The sequence below is a fragment of the Spirochaetia bacterium 38H-sp genome (assembly GCA_039023545.1).
Lineage (GTDB): Bacteria > Spirochaetota > Spirochaetia > Winmispirales > Winmispiraceae > Rarispira > Rarispira pelagica.
Genome location: JBCHKQ010000001.1, coordinates 168925 through 187219, shown reverse-complemented (window position 1 = coordinate 187219; position 18295 = coordinate 168925). Strand labels below are relative to the sequence as shown.

Sequence of the window (18295 nt, the reverse complement as noted above, 5' to 3'; positions counted from 1 at the left end):
ACCGCAGCCTATAAAAAAACTGCAGCAAAAGCTGCGGTAAGTCCGTTCGGTATTATTATTTTTCGTCCTGCCAATCGTCAAAAGGCTCCACGTGTATCGTAGCCTCTATATTGAGCTCTTTTCTTATATCCTTTTCTATGTCGCTTGCAGTCTTGTGTGCGTTTTCCAGGCTGGTTTTCCCGTCAAGAACTATGTGAAACGTAGCCTCGGTATGGTCTCCGTATCTGTGAATGTGCAGATGGTGTATTTTTTCTTTGCTGTCCTGGTGTTTATCCACTATATCCTGGATGTTTTTTTCTGTTTCTCTTTCTGGAGACTCTCCTATGAGAGGCGATATGGCGTCTCTTAGTATGTGATAGGCCGTTAGGGCTATGAGAGCGGATATTATTAGAGCCAGGATGCTGTCTGCATAAGGTATGCTGCCTGCCAGAATTATGCCTGCAAGAAGTATCAGGGATGATAAAGCATCGCTTCTGTGATGCCAGCCGTCTGCTTTTACTGCTGCACTGCCTGTTTTCCTTGCCGCATAGAAGGCATACTGTGCCATAAGCTCTTTGGCCAGAATGGAGACTGCAATTATTGCTATGGCTGTGATACTATATCTGGGAGCATGAGGAGAAAATAGTTTTTTTATCGCTTCCATTGTAAAGTCAATTGCAACCATTCCCAGTATTGTACCTATCATAACAGAGCTTACAAGTTCTGCTCTGCCATGGCCAAAGGGGTGCTCATGGTCTGCCGGTTTTTTTGCCTTTTTGTTTCCTACAAGTAATATGACGGAGGATATGCTATCCGAAAGTGTATGCCATGCATCGGCTACTATTGCTAGGCTGCCTGTTGCTATGCCTGCCACAAGTTTTGCAGCAAAAAGTATTATATTTCCGGACACTGAGATATTGCCGGCTCTTTTTACCATATCCTTCATTCTATCTCTCCCTGCATCTGTTACACCCCAGTATTCTAAGATGCTTTTTACCTGTTTTTTTGTTATCAAACATTCTGCCTATAAGATAATCTGTTGGCAAAATGCTCTGCTTACATACAGGGCAACTCCTTTCTTCTCTTGGTACAGGATAGCAGTGTGGACAGCCCTGTATATGTGCAATGCTTTCTATTATACCCATCTGATTGCTGCTCTTACCTCCCGAGAACACCTGAGACTTTACCCTTTCTCCTTGTGCAAGTGGAGAACGGCATACAGGGCATCTAGAAAAAGAATTCCCAGACCGAGTTACTCTATTTTTTTTATTTTTAAGGATATCTTTTGCCTTTATTATGCTCATAAGTATTGCTACAGAGAGAAAGGATGCAAGCATTATCAGGATGACAATATCCATATAAGGGAATATACTATGATAAATACTTTTTTACCATAAAACAAATTTTTTCTGGAGGATGTGTGGCTACTCTTTACATGGTTGCAACACCCATAGGTAATCTTGAGGATATTACTTACCGGGCTGTAAGGATTTTAAAAGAGGTAAAGCTTATAACCTGTGAGGATACGAGACACAGTAGAAAGCTCTTTAGTCATTACGGTATTGATACGCCTTTTTCTAGCTTTCACAGCCACAGTCCTGATAGAGCTATTGAGAGGGTTCTGGATGTTCTACGTTCTGGTGGAGATGTCGCATATATAAGCGATGCGGGAACACCGGCAATAAGCGATCCAGGTTCTGTTCTTGTATCTGCCGTTGTTACCGAGGGCTTTACAGTTCTTCCCGTGCCGGGTCCTTCTGCTTTGGCTGCTCTTGTGAGTGTATCGGGGCTTACTGGCAGGGGATTCTGGTTTGAGGGCTTTTTGAGTCCTAAGAAGGGTAAAAGAAAAAAGAGGCTTGCTGAGCTTTTGGAGAGAGGGGAGGCTTTTGTTTTGTATGAGTCTCCGCATAGGATTATCGCCATGCTAGAAGAGCTTGCAGAGCTTGATCCAGTACGGGAGCTTGTTATAGGACGTGAACTTACCAAGATGCACGAAGAAGTACTTAGGGGAAAAGCCGGGGAGCTTGCAGAGTTGCTAAAAAAGGACAATTCTGTGCGTGGGGAGTTTTCTTTACTTGTTTTTACAAAGAAAAAGAAGTAAAATATATGAGTAATGGTGTCGATACTTGGAGTGAAAGGAAGAGGTTATGACAATAGATCGTACAGGACCTATAGACCCTATTAACAAATATCTCAAGACTCAGAAGACAGAACGAGTTGTTAAGAAGTCTGAAGGAGATAGTGTAAGTATATCGCAAGAAGCTGTAAGAAGGGCTGAGTTTCACAAGGCTGTTGAGACAGTAAAAGCGACACCAGATATAAGAATGGATAGGGTGGAAGAGGTAAAAAAGAAACTGGAAGACCCTTCCTACATAGATGATACTGTTATAGATGTTGTAGCTGACCGTATCCTTGATGTCTTTGGTATAGAGTAAGCTTTTCTTTCCTTCTTTGTTAGAGCTATCTTTGTTTTCTTGTGAGGACTGTTGTGACGTATTCCCACATAGAGCTTCCTGTACTTGCCTGGGGTCTTGACAGTATAAGGTCTTTTATTCCATGGGCAAAAGAACATGGAAGGCGTGCTTTTATTGTTTCTGACCTTATTTATGATGATTTTGGTTATCACAGTAGGGTTTCTCAGCTTTTAAAAACAGCAGGTATAGATTCTATTATCTTTTCTGATATTTCCTATAAAAACGATTATGAAGATATAATAAGAATGGTAGAAGTCTACAGGGCATCCAGATCAGACATACTTGTTGGTCTTGGAGGCAGTAATGCCTTGACGATTGCAAGCATAATAGCTTCTTCCTGCGGAAAAGAAGAACGCCTTTCTCTTATGATGAGAAACAAACCGGATACTCCAGGAAGACCTTGTGCAAAAATTCCTGTTGCCTTTAGAGTCCCTTATCTTTTTTCTGACAGAGTTTTCCTGAGAACAGGAGATGCTTCCGCATGTTTTGTAAATCTTGCAGATTCTCCATCTATTGTTATTGCTGATTCTTATTTTTTGCAGAGCATGCCTCATAAGACAGCTGCTTCTATGATGATTTCTATTGTTGCTGACTGTGTTTCAGCTATTCTTGAGCCGGAACTTTCTGCTTTTTATAGGGCTTTTGCAATGGAATCGCTTAGAATTGCAGGCAAAATATGCGAAAAAAGCATTATAACGGATTCCGAAAATGAGCTTGAATCTTTGCGTTCTTTCCAGCTGGATGCTGGGATACTGTCTTCTCTTGCTCTTTCCTCTTATTATCCTGTTGTCTCTGTTCTTTCTTCTGCTTTGTATTCTGTTGCGGGTATATCCAGGTCATGGGCCAACTCCGTGTTTTTTTCTAATTTTATTCTCAATGTTTCCGACTCAAGTTTTTCGGCTCTTGGTGCTGCATGTGAAGCTCTTGGCCTGATAGGCTTGGATGAAGATATAGCAGCTTCTGAGCTTTCCCGTTTTGTTATTTCTCTTGTTGAGCGTGCGGGTTTTGCCATACGGCTAAGAGACTTTGGTATAAGTCGCGAGCAGCTTGAAGCTGCTGTTGTTCTTGCTTCTTCCACAGGCTGCGACCAATCTCTTCTTACGGATATTGCTGCCAGGAGTTGGTAAATGATAACCCCAGGCAAGTTTGCTTCTCTGTCTTCTTCTGCAAAAAAAAGAAAACTTTTGCGTTTATGTAAACAGTGGCTTTATCTTTCCGAGTCTGATTGGGTGATTTACTCTTCTGTCGTAAGAAGTATACTGGATATTTCTTCTTCTGTTAAAGACTGGGACGATAATCTTAGGGCTATAATACTGGATACTCTTGTTGTCTTGAGGCAAGCATCCCCCTCTGATAGGGCTTATAAGAGGGCTATTATGAACCTTGCCTCTTCTGTAGGTGAGGAACTGGGTATATATACTGCCGATTGGGATTCTTTTTTTGTAGAGAAGGAAATCTGTGCAGGCAAGGAAAGAACTGTACTGCCTATAACCCTTTATCTGGAAGATGTACGTTCTCCTTACAATGTAGGTTCCATATTTAGAACAGCAGAAGCTTTGGGGGGAGAGCGCATCTTTTTGGGAGGAATAACTCCATCTTTGGATAACAACAGAGCACGTAAGACAGCAAGAGGTTCTGAGCATATTATTAAATGGCAGAGAAGCGAGCTTAAAATGCTGGTTTCTTATTATACTGTTTTTGCACTAGAGACAGGAGGAACCCCGGTTGATGATTTTGTATTTCCAGAGAGAGGACTTATGATTGTAGGTTCTGAAGAACTGGGTGTTAGCCAGGAAGCTCTGGAACTTGCAGAAAAAAAAGGAGCGGGAAGGGTGTCCGTACCGCTCCTTGGTCTCAAAGGTTCTTTAAACGTTAGTGTAGCAACAGGTATCGTGCTGTATTTTTGGAAAAAAAGCCTGCTTTCTAGTTGAGCTTTATATCGTAAGTTATTTCTGCTGCTTTTTCTAGCATTGCAGTAACTCCGCAGTATTTTTCCTGAGAGAGTTTTATTGCTTTTTCTATTTTATTCTTATCCAGATCTTTTCCAGTAAATCTATATATAAGCTTTATTTTACTAAATACCTTGGGGTGCTCTTCTGTAAGTTCTGCCAATGTCTCTATCTCAAAGCTATCAAAAGGCATTTGCATCTTCTTGAGTATTGCCACAACATCCATGCCTGTGCAGCCTGCAAGAGCAGATAAAAGAAGATTTTTGGGTCTAGGGCCCAGATCCTTGCCGCCAAATTTCTCATCCGCATCCACGGTAAACTCATGACCGTCTACCAGCATAGTAAATGCCATCTCAGATCGATATACTGCTTTACTTTCTATCTGCATTATGCTCTCCTGAGTTCCTGCTCTATTTTTGGCAGGTTAAATCCTACGATTATTTTACCATTGATATCTATAACAGGGACACCCATTTGCCCGGACTTCTTTACCATTTCTTCCGCTCTCCTCATGTCTTGAGCCACATTATATTCTATAAATGGTATCTTATTTTTTTTAAAATAGTCCTTTGCCATCTTGCAATAACTGCATGTAGGTGTGCTGTATAGTATGACTTTCATATGGCCTCCCTAATATTGGTTTTTTCAAATATAAGTTAATTACTATATTCAAGGAGGTCAAGTTGCTTTTTGCATTTCTTTGTCAAAGGCTTTTCTAAGATTCTTTCTGACCCTGTCAAAGGCTTCCTGACTTGGCATCCCAAACCTTGCAAGTACAGAAGGATCGGCTTGGTCAAAGTCTATTCTACCGTCTTCTGCCATTGCCAAAATATTTGCAACATATACCAGCTGTACAACATTTTCATAATCCTGATTGCATTCGTGCGGCGTATGATGATATCTTATGGCTTCTATCAGTGTATCCGGAAAGTTCCATTTTTCTGCAAGTCTTGCACCTATTTCTGCATGGTTAAGTCCACCATACAAATCTTCTAGCAGTTTTTGGGGTATGTTTCTTGCTTTTCTAAAGCCCTCTATCCTTTCTAGCAGATTGGGATGTACGTGAGAGAATACTATTTTCCCCATATCATGGAGAATCCCTCCTACATATGCGTCATCCAGAAGGTCTTTGTTTCTGAGGACTTTTTGTGCCAATGTATATGCGTAAAATGCGGTTCTCATGGAGTGGTTCCATAGTTGTTGTTGTTCTTCTGTTCCCAGGCCAAGAATCTTCTGTGTACCATAGGTATAAAGCAGGTTCTTAAGTCCCCTCAGTCCAAGAATCTTTACTCCCTCCAGTATGCTATCTACTTTTTTGGGGAGCATAAACTGTGCAGAGTTTACTACCTTGAGAAGATCTGCCGTAAGAGAAGGATCTGTGGAAATCTGTCTTGCTATATCCTGTATTGTGCTGTCGGGATTATCTATAAGCTTTTGCAAGAAAAGAACATTTTCCGGGAACTTTGGCAGTGATTCTATCTCTTTTACTATCTCATCGGAGAGTTTTTCAAGCTGTTCTGCATGTACTTCATCCATTGGTATTATCATTCTGGCGACGGTTTCTCCGTTGACAACGTCTATATCAAAGGCATCCTCGTCTAGTCCCAGCTTTTTTAACATGAGTATTATTATGACAATACCCAGTCCTGCTCCTTCCGTATCATCGTATACGGAAGACAATGCCTCTTCTAACGAGTCGTATAATCTTGCTCTTGCAATGCGGTCAAATATCCTTACCTGCTCGTTCCTGGTAAGAGGTGCATTATTGCTTACGCTTATGGTAAGTACATTGTTTTTAAGATGAAATGAGACTTTTATATAGAAGCCCATATCCTTAAACATGTTAAAATATTTCTTGGGATCTTGAGATATCTCCTCCTTGAAGACCCTCATTCCTTCTTCGTAGTCATCTGGGTCTTCCAGATTGAGCTTTCTCTCGCTAAAAAAGCTCTCTTTGCATTTGCTTTCTGAGCATTAGCAGTGAGTTCCTTGAGGCTGTAAACAAGAGGATCCTTTACCTTGATTTGTCCTATGTCCTTGAGATATATCTCCAGAATCTGCTCTATCTGAGCCTCTATCTCTGGAGGGAGGGTATAGGTCTTTATGTTTACCGGTATATTGTGACGTATTGCCTGAATCACTTTTTGTGCATCGAGAACTTGTTTCATATCATAGAACTCCTTCCATGTACTTTTTAAGTATTAAGGCTAAAACAGCCTATGTCAAGTTTTTTTTGAATTCTGTATATTCTTTATACACTGTTATTCTTCAAAATTCTTGACAAGCATAGCCATTTTTCTCAATTTTTCTTCTATCATCCTATTTATACTGCCTTTTTTAAAGCCTTTTGCTTCTCTTACCCCTGCTTCTCTACCTGTCAAGATTTCCATCGCCTGATCAATGTTATCAATGGCATATATATTAAAAAGCCCTTCTTCCACAGCCTCAAGTACTTCTCTGGAAGGTATGAGATTATTGATATTGAGCCTTGGTATTATCACTCCCTGAGTACCTGTTAAGCCTTTTTTTCTACATACGGTAAAGAAACCTTCTACTTTTTCTGTTACCCCTCCTACGGGCTGGACCTCTCCCATCTGGTTTATAGAGCCTGTTACGGCTATGTCTTGCCTTAGCGGCAGATCCGTGATATCCGACAGCAAAGCACATATCTCTGCAAGTGAAGCAGAATCGCCGTCTATTTCTACATAAGACTGCTCTATGGTTATGCCTGCCTTTATAGAAAGCGGGAAATCCCGAGCATATCTGCTCTGAAGAAAGCTCTGTATTATGTAAACTCCCTTGTCATGTATCTCTCCAGACAGTCCGGATTCTCTTTCTATGTTTACTATTCCTTCTGTTCCTGGAGCGCTCCTCGCAGTTATAAGAACAGGTCTTGCAAATGCATAAAATCCTCTGTCAATCACTACAAGTCCGTGAATTCTGCTTGTTGCAGTACCTTTGGGATTTATAAGAAGCTCTCCTCTTAATATCTCTTCGTCTAGTTTTTCTTCCAGCATACCGAAGAGATATTGCCTCTGTCTCCTGACTTTGAGAACAGTTTCTGCATTTATTTCTGTTTTACCCTCTGTTCTGGCCATGTAGTCTGCTTCTTTTATTATATCTGTTATCAGTGAGAATTGTGCGCTAAGCTTGCTTCTGTCCTCTGCAAGTCTTGCGCTGTAGTATAGAAGCTCTGCCGCGCCGTCAGCTGTCACAGGAAGAAGATGCTTGTTTTTGCAGGTTGCCTTAAAAAAGCCGAGATATTCTCTTATGCTTTCTTTAGAAAGAGGAAGAACATCGTCAAACTCCGCTGGCAGTTTAAAAAGCTTGGCAAACTCTTCATCCTGTTGAAATAGAATTTCATAATGGAATTCTGTTCCTATCAATATAAGCTTGATATCTATGTCCACGGGTTCTGGCTTGAGTGCACTGGGATTAGAAAAAATAGATGGCACACTTTTTATCTCAAGCCTGTTATCTAGAAGTACTCTCTTGAGTGTATTCCATAAATCCTCACTCCTTAGTAAGTCATCCACTCTGAGAATAAGAAATCCTCCGTTTGCATCCAGCACAGCACCCGGTCGTATCATGAGATAGTTACTTCTTTCTTCTCCTGTTTTTTCTGCAATACTTTCTATTGTGCCAAACAGACCCGGATAATCCGGCTGAGAAACAAAAACGACCGGGGCTTTGTCCGGATTTTCTACCTCATGAACTATATTGATAGTATATTTCTGTTGAGGCGGGATATAATCTTCTGGTTGTTCCTTGTTGTCCTCAAGAAAAAGGGGAATATTTTCCAATATATCCTGTGCCATGAGTCCCAGAAATTTTTCTATGCTCTTTTCTCCGGCAAACCGGGAAGCAAGCCTTTTGAGCTCGTCTTTTACATCCTTACTCACATATCGTTTTTGTATCTCTGCAAGCTCCTCTTCCAAAGATAGCCTTGCAAGGTCAAATTTGGTAAAAAGATCCTGAAGCTTTTCAAGAAAAGAAAAATATTTTTGCTTTTTATCTTCTACTTCTGTATGAGAGATACTCCCTTTTTCTGCAAGTTCTTGTAGTACATCAAATTCTACTGCCTTCCCATCAAGTACAGGCATTATATCTGTTATATTCTGGTCTTTATCCTGTCTATCTACGAGGATAAAGCCTTCTTCCCCCAACATCTGTTTAAACTCTGAAAGATGCTTTCTTTCTTTTTTTTCTATCTCTGCTATCAACTGGTTTTTTTTCTTAAAATAAGCCTCACTTGTCAGTCTCTGTCTTATACTTTTGGTAATCTTCTCTATAGCCCGTTTGAGCGAACGTTTAAAATACCCTGCTGTCTGTGCCGGAAAATACAGTACCACAGGACTGCGCGGGTCCTTAAAGTTATATCCGTAAGCTATATCTTTTTTAAACCTGTTAGGTGGAGACTCCTGCTCAAGAATCTGCATTATAGCATTATGCCTTCCTGTCCCGGGAAGCCCTGCAACAAAGATATTATATCCTCTGCCCTGTATATTTATCCCCAGCTGGATAGCTTTTATTGCCCTTGGCTGACCTATTATGCTGTGGGCTTCTATATCTTTCTGAAGCTCTGCAATCATCTCCTCCGGTATGTCAAGGCGTAGCTTGTCAGCAGATATTTTATATTGTGTGATATCCATCTTAGCCCCATTCTTTTTTGAATCAAGTAAACAGTTAGAAAGTAATATTGTCAACAGTCAACAGAAGATATGATATATTATTGCCGCAGTGATACCCCAGATAAAACCATAAGGACTTCTCCACAGATAAACAGGTGTGTCATAAACCTTCCATTTGTCGTTATATACAGCAGGCAGTCCCAACTCATCTGCCGGAAGCAAAATCTCTCCCGAATCCTGACGCCTTGAGCTTACGATATGTTCAACAGCGTATTTTTCCACAGGTGTCTTTTTAAACCATTCTATTGCAATAGAGAAACTATTTGCGACCTCTCCCGGCTCATGAACTCTCCCATCCCAATTGACAGCTCTGCCTGTAAAAACATGTATAAGCCTCCCGCTTACGGATAGAAGAGCGCCCTTATAGTCTGTATCCGCTATATTGACTCCAAGCTCCTCCTTAGTCTCGCGCAGTGCAGCGGAGCACTCATCCTCTCCTGGCTCTATAGCTCCGCCGGGAAAACAAATCTCACCTCCCTGAGGAATTCCCTCCGCACGAACCTCAAAACAAATGTGCATTCCCTCATCCGATTCTACAAGAGGAATCATAACTGCATATTCTTTAAAATCTCTTCTATTGATTATACAAGGCATATACATACTATCATAATAAGTCGTAACAATTTTTTATATCAAGATAAAACACACTACTCGATATTTATACCGAACGTCGGGACTGCATCTGCGTGGCACACATGAAAGAAAAATTGCAGTCCCTCCTGCCTGCGGCAAATATATTTAGATTAATTTTACATAATTATATCTGATTGTGATTTATTATATATTTGTTGTATTGTATAGTATCGAGTGTTTTCTGTTCTTTTTATTTGTCTTTATCTTATTGGGGAATGCCATAAAAAAACCTCCAATGACTGCTGTTGCTGGAGTTACCAGGACTAAGCCTATTGACCCAGCCATGGTGTATAGAATTTCCACCGCTACATATTGAAGATTTATAGCGTTTTCTATTGGAACCCCCTGAGACATAAAAATCATTAGTAATGGAATATAAGAGCTGGAATAGGCGAACAATAAAGTGGTGCTCATAGTTCCCAGAACTGCTTTGCCAACACGCATTCCTGATTTTATGAGTTCTTTCATGCTGATTTCCGGACTGTGTATGACTATCTCCTCTTGGGCAGCAGCTATATCCATTGATAAATCCATAATTGCTCCCATTGCTCCTATAAATATGCTTGCATAAAGAATTCCTGTAAGATCCAAATTAGGAAATCCGGAATAAAGAAGAGTTTCTGAAAATTTTTGAATTGCTCCATGAAGTCTGAATTTGGGAGCAAAAACAAGTAATATACTCAAGATAGTTCCCATGCCAGCTAAAGAGCCTGAAATAGCAGTAATAGTCTTCTTTGACCAGCCACCTATAAGCAGTTGAATCATTATGGTACAAATACTTATTACTAATATTGCAACTATTATAGGATTAAATCCTTTCAAATAAGCGGGTATAAGAAGTTTCCAGAAACTTAAAGCTGTCATAATAAAAGAAAGGAGAGCACGGATACCAATTGCTCCAGCAAAAAAAATAAGCAATAAAGCAAATCCCAGTAATAAAACAATTTCTATGTCCAATCTCCAAAAATCAGAGACGGATGCCCATTCTGATATTTCTCCATTTTTGTTTTTTGTAAGAATTACAAGAACCTTGTCACCTTTGGAAAAAACTTTATCTAACTCCATATTCCCTTGAACCAGATTAGTTGCCTTTACTAACAGTTTCCTCTTGTTTTCTGTTATTACTTCTACAATAAGATTCTGTTCACCCTGTTTTACAATCCCATATTGATGAAGGGAGCTGTTGTCTGTATCTATTATTTTCCCCTGTATGCGTATTTCATTTTTGTATTGCTTTTCAAATCCTGTAGGGATTGCAAATAAAATAGCAATAAATAGTATTGATGATATTATTATTATGGAGTTTTTTGTCTTTATGGCATTTATTATTTTTTTCATATTCTTATCTATGTTTTAAAAAATTGCAGGCGGATATCCGCCTGCAGGATATGTTTATAGATTAGTATCTAAGAGTCTAGATAATCTTTTTGGTATTTCTGTATTATCATAATATCCTGTAAAAACCTCTGCACCTGGTCCTTTTGCATACACAGGGACAGGAACTGCTGTGTGGCTATAACTAGTCCATCCCAACCCTGCTCTATTGTTGATAATATGAGTTATAGTAACTGTTATAGGCTCATAACCTCCATACAAAAGATACGAAGCTTCATCTTGGCTGGTTGCATTGTTGATACTTGCGTGTATTGCATTTTCCAATAGATCTTTTTCTCTTATCGAAAGATCTTCCAGCCCAAAGTTTTCCTTTAAAACTGGGAGCAAATCTTCCACTGTCAAATTTTCTTTTTCTTTATATTTGTCAATGATTTTATTGAATTCTTCAAAAGACAATTTTTGTTTTGTCAGTTTGGAGAATGCACTGGAATATCTTGTGCCAGCAAAGCCCATGGTTAGACCACCTGTTTCGTGGTCACCTGTTACTACTATGAGTGTTTCATCTGGATGGATTTTTGCAAAATCCAGAGCTGCTTCTACAGCACTGTTAAAGTCCAGAACATCATGTATTGCTGCCACAGCATCATTGGCGTGACATGCCCAGTCTATCTTGCCTCCTTCTACCATTATAAAAAAGCCTTTTGGATTTTCTAAAAACTCTATTGCTTTTTTTGTAAAATCTGCAAGATTAAGTGAAGTCTTATCTCTATCTATTTTATATGGCATGGCAAGTGAGGAAGAAGATAAAACAGGGTTCATCACTATAACTTTTTCTGCATCATTTTTACTCAAGCCTTCAATATCTTTTATGGAATTTAAAATTTTGTATCCTGCTTTTTTTGCTTCTTCCAAAGCATTGTTTTTTTCTCCTTCCTTTTTGCTTTTTTTCCCTTCTGGATCCTTTAATCCTCCACCTGCAAAGAATTCAAACCCACTTTTTGCAAGTTCCAAAGATATTTCGTAGTAATTACCTCTTGATGGTTGATGAGCATAGAATGCGGCAGGTGTTGCATGGTCTATAGATACTGTGGATATTATTCCTATTTTGAAGCCTTTTTCATGTAAGAATTCTGCGATTGTTTTAAAAGTTGTTTTTTTTGATTCATCCATATTTAAAATGCCGTTGGCAGTTTTTCTTCCTGAGGCCAGAGCTGTTGCTGCTGCTGCGGAATCTGTTATATAACTGTTAGCAGAATATGTTGTACACATTCCTGTTACAGGAAACTGTGAGAATGAAAGTTTTACAGGAGAATCCTTTTCTTCTTTTGCCATAAGATATGCTTCTGCGGCGTTTATTTGAGGTAAAGCCATACCATCTCCGATAAAGAGAAAAACATACTTGAGGTTTCTGTTAGCATGTAATTCTGGGGTAGAACCTGTCTGTTTCTCTTGATTTCCTCCTGCATGTAAGGGGAGAAGAAGCACGATAAAAATTAGTAAAATGCTCGAGAGTTTTTTCATTTTGACCTCCATAAAATATTTTATTTAAAAATGGAGGGTCACTATTAAAACATTATTTTTATTGTATTACTTAATGTTAAGATGTGGTGTGAAAATTATTAAAGGCTATTTCTGCCAGAGGCAGCACAGGCTCGCAGTTTGCGGGCCTGTGCGTTCGGTATTATGTTTATTTAAACTCTTTTTTTAGAAAGTTTAGGTCAAGAGATGGATAGAGAGGGAATCTATCAAGCAGGTTCTGTACTTTTTCTTTTGCTTGTTTTTTTATGTTGTCATCAAGTGTGTACTTGGCTTTACTGATTTTCCCGTCTGTTTCTGTTGGCTTTATGTTGCCAAGGATGAGTGCAAACAGGTCTGCTATTTCTGCCATCTCGTTTTTGCCCATCCCCAGGCTTGTGACAGCTGGTGTTCCTATCCTGAGTCCGCTTGTGTACCACGGTCCGTTGGGGTCATAGGGAAGTGCATTGCGGTTGAGTGTGATGCCGCATTCTCTTACTGCGGCTTCTGCCTGTCTCCCTGTTATGCCAAAGGGGCGTACGTCTATGAGCATAAGATGGTTGTCTGTGCCTCCAGTTGCTATTGTTATGTTGCGTTTTTTAAGCTCTTCTGCAAGTGCTTGAGAGTTTTCCACTATTTTATGGGCATAGGTCTCAAAGTCTTTCTTACGGGCTTCTTTAAAGGCTACTGCCTTTGCTGCCAGTACGTGCGGAAGGGGTCCTCCTAGCACCATGGGACAGCCTTTGTCCACGTACTCTGCAAGTTCCTGCTTACAGAGGATAAGTCCGCCGCGGGGACCACGCAGTGTCTTATGGGTTGTGCTTGTTACTATATGGGCATGTTCCACCGGATTGTAGTTTCCGGTAAAGACTTTTCCTGCAACTAGACCTGCAAAGTGAGCCATGTCCACCATGAGCACTGCACCTACCTTATCCGCTATCTCTCTCATTCTTGCAAAGTCTATCTTGCGCGGATATGCACTGTAGCCTGCAAGCAGAATAAGGGGCTTTATCTCCATGGCCATTTTCTCTATCTCATCGTAATCTAAGAGTCCTGTTTCGCGATTTACTCCGTAGGAATAAGCATCAAACATCTGAGCGGATACATTGTAGCGGTATCCATGTGTGAGATGTCCGCCAGAATAATAATCAAGCCCCAAAAGTCTCTGATTGCCGAGTTGCTTTCTTATCTCGTCCCATTCTTCTTTGCTAAGGTCGTAGAGATTTTTCTTGCCAATCTCTTCTAGATAAGGGGACTGAATCTTCCACATGAGAACTGACCAAAAGGCCACCATATTGGCATCAGCTCCACTATGAGGCTGCACATAGGCATGGTCCGCACCAAAAAGAGCCTCTGCCTCGCGGCATGCTACTTCTTCTATGTCATCGACATTGTCGCAGCCTGCATAGAACCTGTGTCTGGGGAACCCTTCTGCATATTTATCAGTAAGAAGGTTGCCCATAGCATACTGAACGGAGAGAGAAGAAAAATTTTCGCTGGCTATAAGTTTTATATTGCTTCTCTGGTCCGCGAGCTCTTTTACAATTGATGCTGCAATCTCGGGAGCAACTTGAGATACTGTTTCCAACTGTGCTACAAAAGCCAACATCTCGGGATTTTTAACTGCATCCGGATTATTGGCAAGGTAGCGTTCCAATACTGATTGGGACATGTCTTCCTCCAAAAAAAATAATCTACTTCTGCCCAGACGCGCGACAGAAGAAAGAAGACTCCCCGGCGGTTTTTTCCGCCTGTTGCGCCAGTCGTCATGTTATTATTTAAGAATAATCGCAGGCTGTCAATCGCACCCAAAGTGCCTGGTGCTCATAACGATAGAGAAAAGCATATGCCGGACGCATAGCCATCAGGCTGTGCTTAAAATAAACAGTTTTTAGATTTTTTTAAGCTGTGCAATATCTTAAAAAAGCATATCATTACCTATGGCGTCTTTTGCTTTTCTTTTATTAGCCTTATTATTTTTTCTATCAAAGACTTTTTTTCTCCGACCATATTTTCTTTATAGACCCCGCCTTTGTATGTGCAGCTTAGGATACCTGATGCTGCTCCGTGCAAAAGTGCATTATGAATATCAAATCCGTTTTTATTACCACTCTCCTTTGTCTCCTTATATATAGAATATATTATTCCGCCTGCAAAATTATCGCCGCAGCCTGTGGAATCGCCGTCTGTATTCTCCAGGTTGAGCTCTGTAATAATAGAAGAAAGCTGTGGTACAGGGAAATAACCCTCTTCTTTGTTTTTAAAAAGAGGCGGATTTACATAATAATACACAGGTTCTGCTCCTGAAGTAAAAATCATGTTTTTTACCCCCCAATCCTTTAGCCTTTCTACTGATTTATCAAAGTTTTTTTCTCCCGTGAGTCCCATAGCCTCTTCTCTGTTGCCAATAAGGATGTCAATGAGACTGTAGGTCTTTGTGGACTTTCCCATGTTCCATGGTCTTCCTGGTGACCATTTTTCGCTGAAAAAATCGTGTACTGTAAGAACAAAGTTTATTGCTCCATTATCCCGTGATTTTTTTAAAAGACTGTCCAAGTCCGCATGCAAAAGCGGGCTAAGAGCAGTTGCTCCGTAAACAAGCACATCCGCCTTATAAAAAGATTTGTCTATATCCTCTGCCTTTATCTTTGCTGCAACACCCAGCCTTGAGATAAAAGAACGTTTCTCGCCTTTAGACAACACCAAAGTCTCAGGACTGTATCCTTCTTTTTTCCTGAAACATGTGGTATCTATATTGTAGTATTCCAGATATTTTACAAGAGTTTCTCCTGTTTTATCCATGCCGTAAAACTGGCAAAAACCTATTTTATCGCTTTCTTCTGCAAGCATTTGTCTCACGTGTATCAGTGGGACAATCCCTACTCCTCCAAGATTGCTCGTAACCGAGCTTGCCTTGCGTATGATAAGGCTTCTTATCTCTTCCTCTGTTTTCCCCGAGAAGGCACTTAGTTCCTCCATAAGAACAAGTCCCTCTGGCACAATCCCACCGTCTCCTGTCTCTTGGCTGGTAAGGGCACTGAGCTCCGGCTCTGAGATATCTGTCTGACAGATATAATCCAGGAGGCAGCATCCGGTTCCGTTTATAGAAGGCATATTGCAAGCTCCTCTTATATTATTCTGTTTACATAATACAAAAAAGTTTCTCAATAATCCATGATTTGTTTATACCGAACGCACGGACTCGGAAGGCGAGTCCGTGCTGCTTCCGGCGGAAGACTATGGGAGAGGCTTTTTGACGCATATATGCTGCAAATATAACCCCATGCCTTTACAAATGAGGATATAAATGGAGTGGGAGAATAGATTGTCGTTGCGACTTGGTGGTAATTTCTGATAATCGTTCCATATGACAGGAGGAGGAAAAGCTGAGACGCCTCCTGGCTTTTGCAAGAGTGGGCAAGTATTTTTGTATGTATACACTTCAGCCTGAGGCAGCGCAGGGATGCCATGCGTCCCTGCGCGTTCGGTATAAGGGTGTAATTGCTTCCGAGTCTGTTCCTACAAATAAGTTGTATTGGGTCATAAGTTGTTCTGTGAGGTATGGACAGATGAAAAAATAAAAAGTATTGTATACATTGAAAATTTATGTAAACCGAGGAGGTTTCTATGAAGAAGGTGCTTGTTACAGCTATTGTCTTTCTGTTGGCAGCGCTTGTTTTTGCAGGTTGCTCTCAGAAGTCTGATGTTATCAAAGTAGGTGTTATAATGCCGCAGAGCGGTAATCTTACTACTTATGGTGTGGATACAACCAATGCTATCAGAATGGCCGCAGAAGAGTACAATAGTATGACAAAGGGCTCCAAGATCAAACTTATAGTAGAGGATGACGAGGGTAATCCCGAGAAGACCAAGGCAGCTTATCTTAAGCTTGTTACTCAGGATGAGGTTGCTGCTATAGTGGGTCCTCTTACTTCCAACTGTGCTCTTGCAGTTGTTGACTCCGCTCAGTCAGATGGTGTTCCCCTAATAACTCCTACAGCTACCAATGACAAGGTAACAGAGGCAGGAGATTTTATATTCCGCTCGTGTTTTATCGATTCTTTCCAGGGATATGTTGTTGCAAAGTTTGCCAAGGAAACTCTTTCTGCAAAGAAGGCAGCTGTTCTTTATGATGTAAGTAATGACTATTCATCGGGAATTGCCAACAACTTTAAACAGTCTTTTTCTGCTATGGGTGGTGAGATTGTTGCTTTTGAATCTTATCAGTCCGGCGATAAAGATTTTAATGCACAGATTACAAAGATAGCAGCAACTAATCCGGATGTGCTGTTTGTGCCCGATTATTACAATACTGTTTCTCTTATAGCAAAGCAGGTCCGTTCTCAGGGTATAATGGTTCCCATGCTTGGTGCGGACGGTTGGGATGGAATACAGGAAGTAGCAGGAGCAGAGCTTGCTCCCGGATATTTTTCCAACCACTATTCTCCTGATTCCGATGATGCCGATGTCAAGGCTTTTGTAGAAGCTTACCAGAAAAAGTATGACAAGGTTCCCAGTGCGCTTGCCGCTCTTGGCTATGATGCTATGAAGATTCTTGCTGCTGCAATAGAAAAGGCAAATTCTACAGATGCAGAGGCAATAAAGAAAGCTCTTGCAGAAACTAATGGCAAGTTTGTAACAGGTCAGGTTTCTTTTGACGAGAAACACAATCCTATTAAGTCCGCTGTGATTAACGAGGTGGTTCCAGAGGGCGACAAACTTGTGATAAAGTATAAGACAACAGTTAATCCGTAAGAGATTTATAAAAAGGGGGCAGCATTATATGCTGTCCCTGTTTTTTTACAGTTTTCAGGAGTAGGATGTTATGGAGCAGTTTTTTCAACAGACCATCAATGGTGTGGCACTTGGGGGTGTATATGCTCTTATAGCCATTGGTTATACGATGATATACGGCATAATAAAGCTAATCAATTTTGCGCACGGCGATATATTGATGCTGGGAGCTTTTTTTGCATACTTTGTGTTGAGAGTGACAGGGCCTACTCCAGAAGGAATTATTCTGGCTTTTGTTGTGTCCATGACAGGATGTGCTATTCTCGGGATAACAATAGAGAGATTAGCATATAAGCCTCTTAGAACTGCGCCCAGAATCAATGCTCTCATAACAGCGATAGGTGTAAGCCTCTTAATAGAAAATGTTGCAAGGGTTTTGCCTTTTATAGGACCTGATTATAGAACTTTTCCTGTTGCAAGCTTTGAGCCTCTCAGGTTTGCAGGCATTGTAATAAATCCGCTACAGCTTATAGTTCTTATTGTTGCCCTTGTACTTATGGCTGTTCTGACCTACATTGTGGATTACACAAAGGTTGGAAAAGCTATGAGAGCTGTTTCCTTTGATAAACAGGCAAGTGCCCTTATGGGCATAAACGTCAACAGGATAATTTCTTTTACTTTTGCACTTGGTTCCATGATGGCTGCAGCAGCGGGTATTCTGTATTCTTTTTCCTATCCCCTGATAGAACCCAATATGGGGATAATCCCTGGTCTTAAGGCCTTTGTTGCTGCTGTCCTTGGGGGTATAGGCAGTATACCTGGAGCAATGATTGGTGGTTTTATAATGGGGCTTGCTGAGACTTATACCAAAGGCTATATAAGCTCTCAGATGGCTGATGCCATAGCCTTTGGTATTCTTATAGTGATACTGCTTGTAAAGCCTACAGGGCTTCTTGGCAAAAAGATAAGCGAAAAGGTGTAAGTT

At 40.6% G+C, this 18295-nt stretch carries 18 protein-coding genes and 1 riboswitch; of the genes, 6 read left to right on the top strand and 12 right to left on the bottom strand.

Going from position 1 to position 18295, the window contains the following annotated elements; genetic code table 11:
* Positions 1-55: 55 nt before the first annotated feature.
* A complete protein-coding gene (locus WKV44_00800; protein MEM5947075.1) occupies positions 56-925 on the bottom strand; it encodes a cation diffusion facilitator family transporter in 870 nt (289 codons plus the stop codon).
* 1 nt (position 926) lies between these two features.
* Positions 927-1337: a hypothetical protein gene (locus tag WKV44_00795; protein MEM5947074.1), complete on the bottom strand. Its 411-nt coding sequence runs from the start codon at positions 1335-1337 to the stop codon at positions 927-929.
* Between the two features lie 62 nt (positions 1338-1399).
* Here WKV44_00795 and rsmI point away from each other — a divergent pair, with 62 nt between their 5' ends.
* Genes rsmI through WKV44_00775 form a run of 4 tightly spaced genes read left to right on the top strand, consistent with a single transcriptional unit; the run spans position 1400 to position 4384 of the window.
* A complete protein-coding gene (gene rsmI / locus WKV44_00790; GenBank protein ID MEM5947073.1) occupies positions 1400-2080 on the top strand; it encodes a 16S rRNA (cytidine(1402)-2'-O)-methyltransferase in 681 nt (226 codons plus the stop codon).
* Positions 2081-2126: 46 nt separating this feature from the next.
* A complete protein-coding gene (locus tag WKV44_00785; protein ID MEM5947072.1) occupies positions 2127-2414 on the top strand; it encodes a flagellar biosynthesis anti-sigma factor FlgM in 288 nt (95 codons plus the stop codon).
* A gap of 41 nt (positions 2415-2455) precedes the next feature.
* A complete protein-coding gene (locus WKV44_00780; GenBank protein ID MEM5947071.1) occupies positions 2456-3580 on the top strand; it encodes an iron-containing alcohol dehydrogenase in 1125 nt (374 codons plus the stop codon).
* Complete coding sequence (locus WKV44_00775) at positions 3581-4384, top strand: TrmH family RNA methyltransferase (GenBank protein ID MEM5947070.1); 804 nt, start codon at positions 3581-3583, stop codon at positions 4382-4384.
* Here the strand turns inward: WKV44_00775 and WKV44_00770 are convergent.
* From WKV44_00770 to WKV44_00725, 10 genes are all read right to left on the bottom strand, one after another.
* On the bottom strand, positions 4377-4790 hold the full coding sequence (locus tag WKV44_00770; GenBank protein ID MEM5947069.1) for an OsmC family protein: 414 nt from the start codon (positions 4788-4790) through the stop codon (positions 4377-4379). The two genes, WKV44_00775 and WKV44_00770, sit on opposite strands and share 8 nt — an antisense overlap.
* Positions 4790-5023, bottom strand: coding sequence for a glutaredoxin domain-containing protein (locus WKV44_00765; GenBank protein ID MEM5947068.1), 234 nt, complete (start codon positions 5021-5023; stop codon positions 4790-4792). Before WKV44_00765 ends, WKV44_00770 begins: the two co-directional genes overlap by 1 nt.
* Before the next feature lie 57 nt (positions 5024-5080).
* Positions 5081-6295 (bottom strand): HDOD domain-containing protein, encoded by a 1215-nt coding sequence (locus WKV44_00760; protein MEM5947067.1) that lies wholly within the window; start codon positions 6293-6295, stop codon positions 5081-5083.
* Positions 6292-6570 carry a hypothetical protein gene (locus tag WKV44_00755; GenBank protein ID MEM5947066.1) on the bottom strand — a complete coding sequence of 93 codons (279 nt, stop codon included), beginning with the start codon at positions 6568-6570 and terminating at the stop codon, positions 6292-6294. Before WKV44_00755 ends, WKV44_00760 begins: the two co-directional genes overlap by 4 nt.
* A 93-nt stretch (positions 6571-6663) precedes the next feature.
* Positions 6664-9054, bottom strand: a complete 2391-nt coding sequence (locus WKV44_00750; protein ID MEM5947065.1) for an AAA family ATPase — start codon at positions 9052-9054, stop codon at positions 6664-6666.
* Positions 9055-9111: 57 nt separating this feature from the next.
* Entirely contained in the window at positions 9112-9693 is a 582-nt protein-coding gene (locus WKV44_00745; protein MEM5947064.1) for a CoA pyrophosphatase, read from the bottom strand.
* 177 nt (positions 9694-9870) lie between these two features.
* Positions 9871-11064 carry a YibE/F family protein gene (locus WKV44_00740; GenBank protein MEM5947063.1) on the bottom strand — a complete coding sequence of 398 codons (1194 nt, stop codon included), beginning with the start codon at positions 11062-11064 and terminating at the stop codon, positions 9871-9873.
* 54 nt (positions 11065-11118) lie between these two features.
* A complete protein-coding gene (locus tag WKV44_00735) occupies positions 11119-12582 on the bottom strand; it encodes an alkaline phosphatase (GenBank protein MEM5947062.1) in 1464 nt (487 codons plus the stop codon).
* 166 nt (positions 12583-12748) lie between these two features.
* The gene (locus WKV44_00730; GenBank protein ID MEM5947061.1) at positions 12749-14248 is read right to left on the bottom strand and encodes a glycine hydroxymethyltransferase; all 1500 of its coding nucleotides are present in this window, start codon (positions 14246-14248) and stop codon (positions 12749-12751) included.
* 23 nt (positions 14249-14271) lie between these two features.
* A riboswitch (ZMP/ZTP riboswitch) is annotated at positions 14272-14353 on the bottom strand.
* A 161-nt stretch (positions 14354-14514) separates the two neighbouring features.
* The gene (locus WKV44_00725) at positions 14515-15690 is read right to left on the bottom strand and encodes a carbohydrate kinase family protein (protein ID MEM5947060.1); all 1176 of its coding nucleotides are present in this window, start codon (positions 15688-15690) and stop codon (positions 14515-14517) included.
* 513 nt (positions 15691-16203) lie between these two features.
* Here WKV44_00725 and WKV44_00720 point away from each other — a divergent pair.
* Both WKV44_00720 and WKV44_00715 read left to right on the top strand, forming a co-directional pair.
* The gene (locus tag WKV44_00720; protein ID MEM5947059.1) at positions 16204-17331 is read left to right on the top strand and encodes an ABC transporter substrate-binding protein; all 1128 of its coding nucleotides are present in this window, start codon (positions 16204-16206) and stop codon (positions 17329-17331) included.
* 70 nt (positions 17332-17401) lie between these two features.
* Complete coding sequence (locus tag WKV44_00715; protein ID MEM5947058.1) at positions 17402-18292, top strand: branched-chain amino acid ABC transporter permease; 891 nt, start codon at positions 17402-17404, stop codon at positions 18290-18292.
* The last annotated feature ends 3 nt before the right edge of the window (positions 18293-18295 follow it).